Raw genomic sequence first — 13,782 nt, forward strand, 5'->3', positions numbered from 1 at the left:
CGACGGCCTGACCTGCCGGCCGGACCGACTCGATCGACGGCCACGGATCGGCGGACGGCGAGCTGGTCGGGCCGGCGGCGTCGGAACCCAACGCACCGGTCATGGCCGCACGATAGCCGAACGGCGCACGCGCGGCCGGGGTGACCGCCCGGTCACCGACTCTGGACCGTGATCTCCTGCACGCCGACCCTGAACTGGCCGGGGTCGACCTCCGGCAGCTCGGTGATCCAGAGCAGCAGGTAGCGGTACGTCTGGTCCGGCTCGAACGAGCTGAACGTCATGGTGGACCCGGAACCGTCCGCCTCGATCGGGTTGCCGACCAGCTTGTACGCCGCGACGAGCTGCTTGTCGCCGGCGCTGGTCTTCGCAAAGTCCTGGGTTCCCGATCGCAGCTCGGCTGCGGCGCCACGGTCGGAGAGCTGGACCTGCACGCTGGTGACCGCCCGGGGCTCGCCGAGATCGATCAGGACCCCCATGCCGGCCTTGTTGTTACCGAACTTCGAGCTGCGCTTGTAGGACTCGGTCTCCCACGCCTCGTTGGGGTCGCCGTCGACCACCTTCTCCGCGCCGTCCAGCTCGCTGGGGGTGCCGTCCGGGTCGATGATCCGCACCTGGTCGGCCTTGATGGCGACCTTCTGCGGCTTCGTGGTCGGCGGATCCGGATCGCCTGCGGCGGCGGGCTGGGTGGTGGTGCCGGGGGTCGGGCTCGAGCCTGTCTGGTCGTCCGCCGGGTCTCCGCCGACCAGCGCGTTGATGCCGAGCAGCAGGCCGACCAGCGCGACCACCAGCAGCGCGGCCACGCCGATCAGCATCCTCCGGCCACCGGTCGCCGGCAGGTCGGGGCCGGCATCGTCGCCGGAGGTGAAGCGCAGCGGGCCGCTGTCGAGGTACTGCTCCCCGGCGGCGGCGTCCAGCCGGCTCAACTCGGCGGCCAGTACGTCGGAGGACGGCACCGGAAGCTGGGAGTCGAGCAGGTCCATGGTGAGGTCGTCGAGGTACGCGGGTACGCCGGCGCGGACCTGTCGGGGCGCCGCGATGGTGCCGCTGGCGTCGCGTACGGCGTCCGGCAGGGCGGTGCGGGCCCGTCGGCCGGATCCACTTGTCAGCGACGCCTCGGCGTGCGGCCAGTGGCCGGTGAGCGCGTAGTAGAGGACGCCGCCGACCGCGCGTACGTCGGTCTCGGGGGTGTCCGCGCCGTCGGTGCGGGCGTCGGCCAGTACCACCCGACCGTCGTCGCCGACCATCACGGTGCCGGGGTGCAGGTTGCCGTGCACCATCCCGGTGGCGTGGATGGCCGCGATCGCACCGGCGATGGCGTGGGCGATGCTGGTGGCCCGGGTCGGGTCGAGGACGCCGTCGGCGACCAGTTCGCGTAGCGAGTGTCCGTCCACCCACTCGCGGACGACGTACGCCCGGTCCTCCTCGTCGATCGCGTCGTAGACGCCGACGAGGTTGGGGTGGATCACCCGGCTGGCCGCCACGGCAGCCTGGAGCATCTCCTTCGCGGAGTCGCCGCCGGGATAGCGCAGTACGACGGCCACCGGCCGGCGCAGGATCACGTCCACGCCGCGCCACACCTGGCGGCCGGCGCTGTCGTCGTTGATGTGGTCCGCAAGTTCGTACCGCTCGGCCAGGATCTCACCGACGGCGGGCGCACCGAAGGTCATCACAGACGGAGCTACCTCGTCCGCCTCCTGACCTTCGCCGACCTGGGTCACCCGTCCTCCCTCGGTGATCGTGTCGATCGATGGACCCGTGCTGCTAGGCATCTGGCTTTCCCGCTCCGCCTTCGAAGGAATCGGACGGCCACCGGCTCTCCTAGCCTAGGCGCTAGCCGCACCCGTCAGGAGCGACCTTACCTGGGTCTGACTGATCCCCGACACGTCATCTTCCGGCCGTGGGCCGACCAGTTGCCGGAAGTGTCGGGAAGCGCGCCGGATCGCCCGCTGTGGTCCACCTGATGGCTCGTGCGTTTAGCAATCTATAGGTTGATTTCAACAGTTTGCTACCGGGTCGGTGTGCCGGCCCGCCGTCAGTTCCGGCACCCTTGTCGTCCGGAGTTCCGCCGTGCACCCGGCACCTTCCCCCGCGCGCCGGAAGTATGCCGGATCGAACGGACCGAGGGTATCCGGGCCTGTCGACAACAGGTTGACGCCGGGTGAGTCCATCCTGACCCCGCGTTATCCACAGGCGATTCACCTTGCTACGGCCCAGATAGGACGAGTTATCCACAACCGCTTCCCCAGGTACGCCCAACAGCCCGACCGACCCCTTTCAGCGGCCGAGTCGGCGCCGGACCATGGTGACCACGTCCGTTATCTCGCGGATCCGCAGCAGCAGCGCGAGCCCGAGGTACGTTCCCCCGATCACCACACCGCCGACCGCGATCTCCACGAACGCCAACCCCCGGTTCGACGCGGCCTCGCCCGGCAGCAACGCCACCACGAGCAGCCCGACCAGGGCCGCGCCGAGGGCGGCGATCACGACCCGGCCGAACGTCCGCAGGATCGAGGCGATTCCGATCTGGCCGATCCGGGGGCGCAGGAACCAGGCGGAGATCGCCGCCGCCGCGATGTACGAGACGGCGTTCCCGATCATCATCCCGGCGGCCAGGAACGAGGTGGAGAGGGCGGCGAAGACGATCACCTGGAGCAGCACCCGTACCGCCACCACCGGCACGTTGATCAGTGCCGGCATCCGGGTGTCGGGCATCGCCCAGAACGCGAAGGTGAAGAGTTGGCTGACCGCGAACGGGATCAGGGCCAGCGCGGCGACCAGCAGCACCGGCGCCGTTGAGCCGGACTCGCCCCGGGCGGCCCCGTAGTCGAACAGGGCCATCGCGATCGGGTCGGCGAGCACCGCGTAGCAGACCGCGATCGGTGCGAGCACCGCCGTCACGGTCCGGGTGCCCCGGCTGAGATCGGCTGCCATGTCCCCGTACCGGCCGTCGGCGGCGACGGCGCTCATTCTCGGCAGCAGCGCGGTGATGATCGAGACCGCGATGATGCCGTGCGCCATCATCAGCAGCAGGAAGACGTTGTTGTAGACCAGCGGCCCGGCGGACTTGCCCTTCACCTCGTTCAGCAGGTTGAAGAGCACGATCAGGCCGAACGAGTTGACCGCGACGTAGCAGAACATCCAGCCGCCGAGCCGGCCCAGTTCGCGCAGCCCGAGCGCCCGGAAGTCGAACCGCCAACGCCAGCGGAAGCCGACCTTGCGCAGGGCCGGCAGCAGCCCGGCGGTCTGGACCGCGATCCCGAGCAGGGTGCCCCCGCCGAGCACCAGGATCCGGCCGGCACTCATCTGTCCCGGCTGCACCAGGGTGGCGCCGTAGAGGGCGATGTAGAGGCCGCAGGTGGCGATCACCACCAGGTTGTTCAGGATCGGCGCCCACATCGGGGCGGCGAAGTGCCCCCGGGTGTTGAGGATCGCGGTGAGCAGGGCGCTGACCCCGGAGAAGAACAGGATCGGCAACAGCAGGTAGGACAGGCTGGTGACCAGGTCCTGGTAGTCGCTGTTCTGCCGGCCGGCGTAGATCACGGTCAGCCACGGTGCGGCGAGCAGCGCCAGCAGCACGGCGCCACCGAGGGTGAGCACCGCCAGGCTGAGCAGTCGTTGGGTGTACGCCTGACCACCGTCCGGATCGGCCTTGCGGCGGCGTACCAGCATCGGCACCAGCACGCTGGTCAGGATGCCGCCGAGCAGGAACTCGTAGACCATTCCGGGGATGATCTGCGCGGTGGTGTACGCGTTGCCGACCGCGAACGTACCCAGGGTCGCGGTGATCATCAGTTGCCGGAGGAAGCCCGTACCCCGGCTCACCAGGCTGCCGGCCGCCATGATCGCGCTGTTGCCCGCGGCGCTGCCGCCCGGCTCGGGCGGCGGGTTGGTGCCCTCGATGGCCGGGGTGGTCGAGATCAGCATCGCCCCGTCCGGGGGCGGCGGGACTCCCTCCGGCATGGCATTCGCGCTGCGGTACAGCCCGCCAGCCATGTCAGCCTCCCAAGGGGTACGGCGGGCAGGGCACCCGCCGGCACTGTTGGAACCTTAGTCAACCCGGTCACGGCGTCGCCGGGCCGCGTCGCTTCCGCCCGGTGTGCCCCCCGCCACCGGGCGGCGGCCGGCCCGCTACGCTGGCGATCCCATGTCCGAAACATCCGCCCCGAACGCTGACCGGTCCGCGCCGTCGCGCACCAGGTCGCCGGGTCCCGGCACGTCCGCTCCGACCGGTTCCCGGCACGGCGGACCGGAGTCGACCCCGCTGCCCGGTCCGGACGGCCCGGCGTCCACCGTTCCCGGGGTGGAGTCCCCAGGATCGGCGCCCCGAATGACCCGGTTGACCACCGCCCAGCGCAACGCCGTCGCCGAGCTGCTGCGGGTGTCCCCCGTCGCCGACGAGCTGGGCCGCAGGTTCGCCTCCGCCGGTCACGAACTGCATCTTGTCGGCGGTTCGGTCCGGGACGCGTTGCTCGGCCGGCTCGGCGAGGACCTTGACTTCGCTACCGACGCACATCCGGACGAGACGCTGCGGCTGCTGAAGGGTTGGGCCGAGGCGACCTGGGAGACCGGGCGCGAGTTCGGCACGATCGGCGCGCAGCGTGACGGACTGCGCCTGGAGGTCACGACCTACCGGGCCGAGTCGTACGACCAGGTGAGCCGGAACCCGGTCGTCGAGTACGGCACCAGCCTCGCCGACGACCTGCGGCGGCGGGACTTCACCATCAACGCGATGGCGGTCAGCCTGCCCGGTCACGAGTTCACCGACCCGCACGGCGGGCTCGACGACCTCGCCGACCGGGTGATCCGGACTCCGGGCACCCCCGAGCAGTCGTTCGGCGACGACCCGCTGCGGATGCTCCGGGCCGCCCGGTTCGCCGCGCAGCTCCGGTTCGCCGTGCATCCGCCGGTCCGGGCCGCGATGCGGGCCATGGCGACGGACCTGGACCGGATCACCGCCGAGCGGATCCGGGACGAGTTCACCAAGCTGCTCTGCGGCGCCGACCCGATCACCGGGTTGCGGTTGCTGGTCGACACCGGCCTGGCCGACCGGTTCCTGCCCGAGTTGTCCGGCCTGAAGCTGGAGATCGACGAGCACGCCCAGCACAAGGACGTCTACGAGCACACCCTGATCGTGGTGAGCAACGCCGTCGGGCTGGAGCAGGACGGCTGCGACTTCGTGCTGCGGATGGCGGCGCTCATGCACGACGTGGGCAAGCCGGCGACCAAGGCGGTCGGCCCGGACGGTCGGGTCAGCTTCCACCACCACGAGGTGGTCGGGGCCCGGCTCACCAAGCAGCGGATGAAGGCGCTGCGCTATCCCAAGGACGTGATCGGCCAGGTGGTCGGGCTGGTCGGGCTGCACCTGCGGTTCTACGGGTACGGCCGGGGCGAGTGGACCGACTCCGCGGTCCGGCGGTACGTGACCGACGCCGGTGACCTGCTGCCCCGGCTGCACAAGTTGACCCGGTCCGACTGCACCACCCGGAATCGCCGCAAGGCCGCCGCGCTGGCCGCCGACTACGGCGCTCTGGAGGACCGGATCACCCGGCTGGCGGCGGAGGAGGACCTGGCCCGGGTACGCCCCGACCTCGACGGCAACGCGATCATGGAACTGCTCGGCGTACCGCCGGGGCCGCTCGTCGGTCAGGCCTGGCGGCACCTGAAGGAGCAGCGCCTCGAACGTGGGCCGCTGACCCGGGACGAGGCCGAGGCCGAACTGTTGCGCTGGGCCCGCGACGAGGGCATCACCGGGTAACGATCACCCTGGATCTCCGCTACCGTTCCCGTTGGCGGGCAACGGCCGGGGAGGTGACCGTGACGGTCTCGGGTAGGCCGGGCAGCCGGTCCTTTCTGGTGCCGATGGTGGCGTTGGCGTCGACCCTGGTCGGGTTGGTCGTCGCGATCGTGGTCGTACTCGTGCTCCGCAACGGTGCGGACGGCGGCCCGGACGGCACCGGAGCGTCGCCGCCCACCGGATCGGGTCCCTCCACCGGCTCGTCCACCGCGACCGTGGCCGCCGGGCCGGGCGGTGCCGACTGTCTGGTCGGCACCTGGCGGGTGACCACCCACACCGAGCAGGTGGACGTACCCGGCGTCGGCCGGTTGAGCTTCACCGGCGGGGCCGGCTCCGGGCTCGCCCTCGGCGCCGGGGGGACCGGGATCGCCGACTACGGCACCGGCACGGTCTACCGGAGCGACTACGCGGGGCAGGACGTCGTCCTGGAACTGCGGGGTACGGTCAGCTACCGCTACGTACTCGCCGGGGACCGGATCGAGCTGCGGGACGTACGGTCCGATGCCGACGTCCGGCTCCGGGTCGGCGACGGTACCCCGGGACCGTGGCAGGATTTCACCGCCTCCACCGAACCGTCCAGCTACGCCTGTGCCGGTAACTCGTTGACGCAGAAGTCTCTGGTCTACACCACGTCGTACGTCCGGTCAGGCTGAGCAGAAGACCGCCCGTCAGGAGAACCGAACGACGTGCTGACCACCCCACCACCGCCGACGGATCTGCTGGCCCGCTTTCCCGGGCTGGAGAAGCTCGGCCGGACCACCACCCGGCTGCATCCCCGACCGGCGTCGGTCGACGCGTCGCAGAGCCACGTCGGCGGGCCACTGCGCTGGCCGGCGGACGAGCCCTGGCCGACCTGCGAGGTTCCTCCCCAGGCCCGGGAGGAGGTGCCGATTCCACTCGATCTGCTGGACCGGCTCCGGGCGGCCGAGACCCGGCGCACCCGGCAGAACGAACTGACCGAGGAGGAGGCGGAGCTGTACGACGAGATCGCGCGCCTGGTCGGGCCCGGGTACACCGGCTGGGGGTCGATGAACAACGGACCGGTGGTCGGCTACCGGTACCGCCCCCGGCCCCATCCCCGGCCCAACCCGATGGTCGCGCTGGCGCAGTTGCGGGCCGAGGACGTTCCGGACCTGCCCCGGCCCGGCGGCGCGGATCTGTTGCAGGTGCTGTGGTGTCCGTTCGACCACGCGCAGGACGGGCTGTGGGGCCCGACCGTGCGGCTGTACTGGCGCAGGGAGGCGGAGGTCAGCGAACTTCTCGCCGATCCGCCCCGGGGCGACGCCGGTCGGAAGGGCTACCTGCCGAAGCCGTGCCGGCTGCATCCGGAGCAGGTCGTCGAGTATCCGTACCCCGAGGAGTTGCCGGCCGACCTGGTCGAGCGGGTGGACGCCTGGGAGGGCGACGACGACGGCGACGACGGCGGCGGCGGCGACGGCGACGATGACGACGAAGGTCCCGACTATGTCGGCACATTCATGGTGCCCGGCTGGAAGGTCGGCGGATACGCCAACTGGAGCGTCACCGACCTCGCGCCGACCCCCTGCCCGCAGTGCGCCGGTCCCACCACCCTCGCCCTGGTCATCGACTCGACGGAGGGCGACGCCCACAACCGGGACCGGTGGCAGCCGGTCGAGGAGCGGCAGTCCGACGAGGCGTCGTCGCGGGCGCTCCGGCAGGAGTCGACCGGGGTGAGCGTCGGACGCTGGGGGGCGCTGCGCATCTTCGTCTGTGAACGCTGCCCCGACGTGCCGTTCCGGTTGAACCTCCAGTAACGAGGCGCTCCGGTTCGAGCTGAACGAGCGGCGGCCCGGCACCCGGACTACGAATCCGGTACCAGGCCGCCGCAGAGGTCGGAAGGGCGGTCAGTTCTTCGGTTCGACCGACTTGCCGCCGTTGGTCAGCGTGCCGTCGACGACCTGCTCGTCGCCGATCCGCGCCGCGCCGAGCCGGGCGAGCCGGCCGGTGAGGTCGACACCGGTCAGGTCGCTGCCGAGCTGCAGGCCCTGGGCGACGTTGGACGCGACCGACTTGGTCAGCGACGAGGCGCCGTCGGTGGAGATCACCGTGATCTTGTCGATCGCGCTCACCGGTGCGCTCGCCGCCTCGACCACCTTCGGCAGTACCTTGACCAGCAGGTCGAGCACGGCCGCCTCGCCGTACGTCGCGAACGCCTCGGCCTTGCGGGACATCGCCTCGGCCTCGGCCTGACCCTTGGCCAGGATCGCCGCGGCCTCGGCCTGACCCTCCCGCTCGACGGCGTCGGCGATGGCGGTACGACGCCGCTGCTCCGCCTCACCCTCCTTGGCACCCTCGATCGCGTTGGCCTCGGCCAGCGCCGCCCGGCGGGCCCGCTCGCCCTCACCGGTCAGCCGGGACTGCTCGGCGACGGCCTGGGCGGCGGCGATGGTCGACTGCCGCTGGGCGTCGGCGTGCAGCACCGCCGCGTTGCGGGCCGCCTCGGCCTCCTGCTCCACCTTGTACCGCGCGGCGTCCGCCGGCTTGCGGACCTCCGTGTCGAGCTGCCGCTGCTTGAGTTCGGCGTTGCGCTCGGCGACCTTCTGCTGCTCGGAGAGGATCGCCTGGTCCCGCTCGGCCTGCGCGAGCGGGCCGGCGGCGGCCGACTTGGCCTTCGCCGCGTCGATCTCGGCCTGGATGCCGGCCTGCTTCAACGCCAGGTTCCGGTTCGCCTCGGCGATGGCCTCCTCGGCCAGCAGCCGCTCCGTCTCGGCCCCCTGGCGGGCCCGCGCCTCGGCGATGGCCGCGTCCTTGAGGACCCGGGCCGCCTCCGGCCGACCCAGGTCCTGGAGGTAGGAGCCCTCGGCCAGGATGTCCTGTAGCTGGAAGGTGTCGAGCACCAGACCCTGGTTGGTCATGGAGTGCTCGGCCTCCTCGGCGACCGCGCTGGCGAACGCCGCCCGGTCCCGGATGATCTCCTCGACGGTCAGCCGGCCGACGATCGAGCGCAGCGCACCGGCCAGCACCTCGCGGGTGAAACTCTCGATCTCGTTCTGCTGGTGCAGGAACCGCTGCGCGGCGGCCCGGATCGCGTCCTCGGTCCCGCCGACCTTGACGATCGCGACGCCGTGCAGTTCGGCCCGGATGCCCTGCTTGCTGACGGCGCCCTTGATGCTGACGTCGATGCGCCGGCTGGACAGGTCGAGCGACTGCAACTTCTGCACCACCGGCAGCACGAAGACCGACGCCCCGAGCACGACCTTCTGCCCCGACATGTCGGTGGACCGGGTGCCGTCGGCCGTCTGCGTGGTACGCCCCTTGCGGCCGGTGACGATGAACGCCTCGTTCGGACCGGCGACCTTGATCCGGGACAGCACGAACATGATGAGGATGAGAACGAAGAGCACTGCTCCGCCGATGGCGACGAGAATCAGCATGACACCGTCCATTTCGGATCTGGGGTGGGCGTGGTGACGGAGGTGGAACGGCGGGGACCGGTAGGGGTCAGTAGGTCTCGACCAGGACGCTGGTCTCGCTCAACGCCTCGACGACGAAGATCTGGGCGCCGATCGCGATCGGGCGCTCCGCCTTGGCGTTGAGCTTCACCGGCTGGCCGCCGACGCGTACCCGCACCTCGCCGTAGCCGCCGTTCGGGATGGGGCTGACCACCACCCCCAGCGACCCGACCAGGTCGTTGCGGGTGGGGGTGGCGTCGGTGTGCATGTTGCGGGCGGCCCGGGACAGCCTCGTCGCGAGCCAGCCGGCGGGCACCGCCGCCAACGCGCCGATCCCACCGGCCGCGGCGAGCTGACCGAAGCTACGGGCGTCCAGCAGTTCACAGGCGATGGCCCCGCCGAAGCCGAGAACGGCGGCGAATCCGGCGATCGCCTCCAGGCTGACGGGACCGTCGATGTCCGGGTTGCCGATGTGGGCGAGTTCCGTGCCGAGCAGGGCGAGCAGGAGCAGCGCAACGCCGGAAGCGCCGATGATGAGGAAGATCAGAGTCCCCGTTGCCACGACCTGAAAGGTAGCTGACAGTGGCAACTCCACGAGGGAAGCTCGGACGCCGGCCGGTGGGTAGCGGATCGGGGCCTGGTCACCGCACACCCACCCCGGCCGGACGTCCGTGCGACAGTAACCGCTCGCGATACCGAATGGGTAGAAAACTTAAAGGTCCGACGGTGTACGTACCGGATCGTTACGTGCCAATCACCGTGGTGCGACCAGGATGTCGGTTCCCGCGAGTTCCCCCGGCAGGACGGCCCGATCGACCTCGGTGCCCTTGGGATCGACCAGCACCGCCACGACATCGCGCGAACTTCCGGGGTTGAGAACCCGGTCCCCATAGAGCAGCCGGTCGCTGCTGATCCAGGTGACGTCGGCCGACGGCATCTCGTCTACGACCGTCCCCTTGGCGACAACGACGAGCTGCGCCGACTTCTGCCCCTTGACCACCACCATACGACCGTCCGGGGACCAGGCCGACGGTCCGGAGACGTCGCCTCGGACGGGCACGAACCGGGTGGGCGTGCCGTCGAGGGCGGAGAAGAGTTGCAACCCTCGCCGTAGGTGCGGTGCGGACTCCGAGCGGGGAGCGGTCGGATCGGTCATCGGCAACACCACCTCCTTGCCGTTCGGCCCCCAGGTGAAGCGGCACAGGTCCGTGCACATGTACTTGTCGGACCGCACCGGATACCTGTGGAACGAGTCGTCGGCGACGGTCAGCACACCGAACGAGAAGGTCCCGGTGTCCTTCTCCATCAGGGTCATCAACAGCCTGGTGCCGTCCGTCGACCACTGTGGAGTGAGGATCTGGTCGCCGGTTCGGATCCACCGGACCCTGCCGGTGGGGATGTCGAGCAGTCCGGTCTCGTCGGGCCGGCTTTCCTGACGTACCGCCGCCAGCCTGCCCCGTGGCGCGGCCCAGACCGAGGAGAAGTCCTTGGCGGTGTCGACGTAGCGGCCACGGGCGCGGTCGTACGCCCAGTTGCTGACCGGGCTGCCGGTGGTGGTCGCACCGACCACGATCCATCCGCCGGGCAGCTCCAGCGGAGCCGCCTCCCAGTTCCGCCACTGCGTCGACTCAGGCACCGGGCTCGCGGTCGGGACCGGATCGGCGGTGACGGTAGCCGCCGGCTGGCCGCCGATCGGGTACGCCGGAGGTTCCGGGTCGGGCCGCAGCAGGACGTACGGCGCCGCGATCGCCGCGACGGCGACGAACGCGGCGGCGACCGCGCCCGCCTGACGGCGTCGGCGAATTCGCCGACCCCGGCTCACCGCGACCGTAACCAGGTCCGGCGGCTGGTGCGGGTCGCCCGCCAGATCGTGTACGGCCCCACGCAGCAGCCCCTCCGCGCTGTTCCTGTTCATCGGACCGCCTCCTCCCGGTCGGTCAGCTCGGCGAACTCCGGCACCAACTCGCGCAGCTTCGTCAACGCCCGCGACGCCTGGCTCGCCACCGTGCCCGGCCGGCAACCCAGCGCGGTTGCGGTCTGCTCCACCGTCTGGTCCTCCAGATATCGGAGCACCAGTACGGCCCGTTGCCGGGGCGGCAGCATCAGCAACGCGTCCCGGAGCATCATCCGGACCGCCGTCTCGTGGTCGTGCTGGGTGCCGGCGGCCGGTGGCTCCGGCACCTCGGCGTGTGGCACCTCCGGGCGCCGACCGCGTCGCCGCCAGGCCGAGACCTGGTCGTGGTAGAGGATCTGCCGGACGTACGGCTCGGCGTCGCCCCGGATCCGTGGCCACCGGGCGTACGCCTTGGCGAGGGCGCTCTGGAGCAGGTCTTCGGCGGCGTACCGGTCACCGGCGAGCGCCTGGGCGACGCGCAACAGCACATCGCCCCGTTCATGGACAAACGCGGTGAACTCCCGCTCGGACGTCCCACCCACACCACACCTCCCCACCAACAGACGCCACAGCCCGCGCAAAGTTTGCCTCAGGTGTAAGGAAGGGCCCCCGCTTATCGTTTGCTGTAGAGGAAGGGCCCCTTCTTAACACCTCGGGCTTAACACCTCGGGGTCGTGCGAGCGGAGGGAGCGGGATGCGTCGGGAGTTCGCCGACCAGGAGCGGTTGGCGGCCGTCGTACGGGCCGGATTCGGCTCCAGCCGGCGGATCGACACCGTGGCACGCCTGCGGGGCGGTACGAAGAAGGGCGTCTACCGGCTGACCCTCGACGACCGGTCAACGGTGGTCGCCTACGTCTGGAGCCCCGAGGAGAACTTCTGGCCGGCGGGGCGCCGCACCGACGTCGACCCGCTCGATGACCCGTTCTCGGACGCCTCGGGCATCGAGTTGTTCGAAGCCGCCAGGACCGCGCTCTCCGCCGCCGGGGTGCGTACCCCGGAAGTGGTGTTGCTCGACCGGAGCCGGACCTGGTACCCGGCGGACGTCGCGTTGGTCGAGGATCTTCCGGGGCCGAACCTGGAACAGCGGCTGGCGGCCGAGCCGATGACCGCCGCACGTACGGTCGCCCGGCTGGGCGAGGTCCTCGCCGCAATGCACCAGCAGCGGGAAACCCGGCTCGGCAAGGTCGGCGCCGTCGCACGGCTTTCCGATCCGGCGCCCGAACAGCGTTCACCGGTACGGCTGGTGCTGGACCGGGCGTTGTCCGATCTCGCCGAGGCGGCCGGCCGCGACGAGCGCATCGCACGCGACCGGGACCGACTGACCGGGATCGCTCAGCAGTTGGCGGGAACGATCGCTCCGCGCCCGACGTACGGGTTGATCCACGGTGAACTCGGACCCGATCACGTACTGGTGGACGGCGACGGGGAACCGGTGCTCATCGACATCGAGGGCACGATGTTCTTCGACGTCGAGTGGGAGCACGTGTTCCTGCGGATGCGCTTCGGCGAGCACTACGGCCTGCTCCACCCCGCCGACGAACTCGACGAGCGGCGGATGCGGTTCTACCAGCTCGCCCAGCACCTGTCGCTGATCGCCGGCCCGCTGCGCCTGCTCGACGGCGACTTTCCCGACAGCGCCTTCATGCTGGAGATCGCGGCGCACCACACCGAACGCGCGCTGAGGATGTAAGGAAGGGCCCCTTCTTATCGTTTTCTGTAGAAGAAGGGCCCCCTCCTAACACCTCACCCTCAGTGCGCGCCGCGGTCGAGCGCGGCGACGTCGCGTACGGCCTTGGCGATGGCCGGGAAGTCCTTCTTCAGGATCGCGTCGTGGTTGCTGCCGACCTTCGCGCTGATTCTGATGTTCGGGTTGCGGGCGGCCACCGCGTCGAGGCTGGCGCGGATGCGTTCCTGCTCGTCGCCCTTGCTTCCGAGGGACGTCCCCGACGCGACCACGTACCGCGCCGGGACGGTGATGTTGTCCAGCACGGGGCCCAACTCGCGCTCGCGGGCGAGCATGCCGAGCTCGATGTTGCTGTTCGCCATCTGTTCGGCATTCATCCGTGGGGTCAGGCCCGTCGGGCGCAGCAGCGGCATGAACCAGTTCATCCGCTTGAACGTCTTCCGGATCCGCTGCTCCATGGCCTCGTCGAGCCAGTCGTACGGCTGCGCGCCGTCGACCAGGACCGCGCCCACGGTACGGTCCGGATTCCGGCTGGCCCAGTGGGCCGCGACGAACGCTCCGTAGGACCAGCCCACCACCAGTGCCCGGTCCACCCCCCTGGCGGCGAGAACGGCATCGACATCCCGGACGGCGGCCTCGAAGGAATAGTCCGTCGAGCGCTTGGATTTGCCGCGAGCACGCTCGTCGTAGGTGATGTGCCGCCACCCCGTCCCCAGCTCAGCGATGACCCGCCGCCAGTACCCCTGGGTGGCGAACTGGCCGTTGAGGTAGACCACGGGGGTACCGGGACCGCCGGTGTCGGTGAGAGCCAGGGCCGTGTCGTCAACCGGCACCATGCCGGTCCACGTCGAATCGGTCGGGGACATGCTTTTCCTCGTCATGTGGTCCTCCTGGTCGGGGGGTGGCCGCCGCGAGCGGGCCGGCGACCACCAGCACGTGAGACGTTCTGTACGACTTCTCCAGGCGCCGCACGTGGAGCGCCGGCCCCTGGGCCTGA

At 70.6% G+C, this 13,782-nt stretch carries 11 protein-coding genes; 4 read left to right on the forward strand and 7 right to left on the reverse strand.

Going from position 1 to position 13,782, the window contains the following annotated elements:
• Positions 1-152: 152 nt before the first annotated feature.
• Both I0C86_RS13855 and murJ read right to left on the reverse strand, forming a co-directional pair.
• Complete coding sequence (locus tag I0C86_RS13855) at positions 153-1,769, reverse strand: protein kinase family protein (protein ID WP_196201652.1); 1,617 nt, start codon at positions 1,767-1,769, stop codon at positions 153-155.
• Between the two features lie 505 nt (positions 1,770-2,274).
• Complete coding sequence (gene murJ, locus I0C86_RS13860) at positions 2,275-3,993, reverse strand: murein biosynthesis integral membrane protein MurJ (protein ID WP_196201653.1); 1,719 nt, start codon at positions 3,991-3,993, stop codon at positions 2,275-2,277.
• Positions 3,994-4,327: 334 nt separating this feature from the next.
• Here murJ and I0C86_RS13865 point away from each other — a divergent pair, with 334 nt between their 5' ends.
• From I0C86_RS13865 to I0C86_RS13875, 3 genes are read left to right on the forward strand one after another with little or no spacing between them, the layout of a single operon-like run.
• Positions 4,328-5,755 carry a CCA tRNA nucleotidyltransferase gene (locus tag I0C86_RS13865; protein ID WP_196201654.1) on the forward strand — a complete coding sequence of 476 codons (1,428 nt, stop codon included), beginning with the start codon at positions 4,328-4,330 and terminating at the stop codon, positions 5,753-5,755.
• A gap of 59 nt (positions 5,756-5,814) precedes the next feature.
• On the forward strand, positions 5,815-6,447 hold the full coding sequence (locus I0C86_RS13870) for a hypothetical protein (RefSeq protein WP_196201655.1): 633 nt from the start codon (positions 5,815-5,817) through the stop codon (positions 6,445-6,447).
• 33 nt (positions 6,448-6,480) lie between these two features.
• On the forward strand, positions 6,481-7,569 hold the full coding sequence (locus tag I0C86_RS13875; protein ID WP_196201656.1) for a hypothetical protein: 1,089 nt from the start codon (positions 6,481-6,483) through the stop codon (positions 7,567-7,569).
• A 90-nt stretch (positions 7,570-7,659) separates the two neighbouring features.
• Here I0C86_RS13875 and I0C86_RS13880 read toward each other — a convergent pair whose 3' ends face one another.
• The 4 genes from I0C86_RS13880 to I0C86_RS13895 form a co-directional block, all read right to left on the reverse strand.
• Entirely contained in the window at positions 7,660-9,189 is a 1,530-nt protein-coding gene (locus tag I0C86_RS13880) for a flotillin family protein (RefSeq protein WP_196201657.1), read from the reverse strand.
• A 67-nt stretch (positions 9,190-9,256) separates the two neighbouring features.
• Positions 9,257-9,769 carry a hypothetical protein gene (locus I0C86_RS13885; protein ID WP_323373632.1) on the reverse strand — a complete coding sequence of 171 codons (513 nt, stop codon included), beginning with the start codon at positions 9,767-9,769 and terminating at the stop codon, positions 9,257-9,259.
• Between the two features lie 192 nt (positions 9,770-9,961).
• Positions 9,962-11,122: a hypothetical protein gene (locus tag I0C86_RS13890; RefSeq protein ID WP_196201659.1), complete on the reverse strand. Its 1,161-nt coding sequence runs from the start codon at positions 11,120-11,122 to the stop codon at positions 9,962-9,964.
• The gene (locus I0C86_RS13895) at positions 11,119-11,643 is read right to left on the reverse strand and encodes a SigE family RNA polymerase sigma factor (protein WP_196201660.1); all 525 of its coding nucleotides are present in this window, start codon (positions 11,641-11,643) and stop codon (positions 11,119-11,121) included. The genes I0C86_RS13890 and I0C86_RS13895 overlap by 4 nt, the downstream gene beginning before the upstream one ends.
• A 152-nt stretch (positions 11,644-11,795) precedes the next feature.
• Between I0C86_RS13895 and I0C86_RS13900 the strand changes: the two genes are divergently transcribed.
• Positions 11,796-12,791, forward strand: coding sequence for a phosphotransferase family protein (locus I0C86_RS13900; protein ID WP_196201661.1), 996 nt, complete (start codon positions 11,796-11,798; stop codon positions 12,789-12,791).
• Between the two features lie 59 nt (positions 12,792-12,850).
• Here I0C86_RS13900 and I0C86_RS13905 read toward each other — a convergent pair whose 3' ends face one another.
• On the reverse strand, positions 12,851-13,666 hold the full coding sequence (locus I0C86_RS13905; RefSeq protein ID WP_196201662.1) for an alpha/beta fold hydrolase: 816 nt from the start codon (positions 13,664-13,666) through the stop codon (positions 12,851-12,853).
• Positions 13,667-13,782: the final 116 nt, after the last annotated feature.

Source organism: Plantactinospora alkalitolerans, assembly GCF_015690345.1.
GTDB classification, from domain to species: Bacteria; Actinomycetota; Actinomycetes; order Mycobacteriales; family Micromonosporaceae; genus Plantactinospora; species Plantactinospora alkalitolerans.

What these genes read in the sequence shown, in the direction of transcription:
- I0C86_RS13855 (WP_196201652.1), bottom strand. Translation starts at nt 1,769, where the DNA reads ATGCCTAGCAGCACGGGTCCATCGATCGACACGATCACCGAGGGAGGA.
- murJ (WP_196201653.1), bottom strand. Translation starts at nt 3,993, where the DNA reads ATGGCTGGCGGGCTGTACCGCAGCGCGAATGCCATGCCGGAGGGAGTC.
- I0C86_RS13865 (WP_196201654.1), top strand. Translation starts at nt 4,328, where the DNA reads ATGACCCGGTTGACCACCGCCCAGCGCAACGCCGTCGCCGAGCTGCTG.
- I0C86_RS13880 (WP_196201657.1), bottom strand. Translation starts at nt 9,189, where the DNA reads ATGCTGATTCTCGTCGCCATCGGCGGAGCAGTGCTCTTCGTTCTCATC.
- I0C86_RS13890 (WP_196201659.1), bottom strand. Translation starts at nt 11,122, where the DNA reads ATGAACAGGAACAGCGCGGAGGGGCTGCTGCGTGGGGCCGTACACGAT.
- I0C86_RS13900 (WP_196201661.1), top strand. Translation starts at nt 11,796, where the DNA reads ATGCGTCGGGAGTTCGCCGACCAGGAGCGGTTGGCGGCCGTCGTACGG.
- I0C86_RS13905 (WP_196201662.1), bottom strand. Translation starts at nt 13,666, where the DNA reads ATGACGAGGAAAAGCATGTCCCCGACCGATTCGACGTGGACCGGCATG.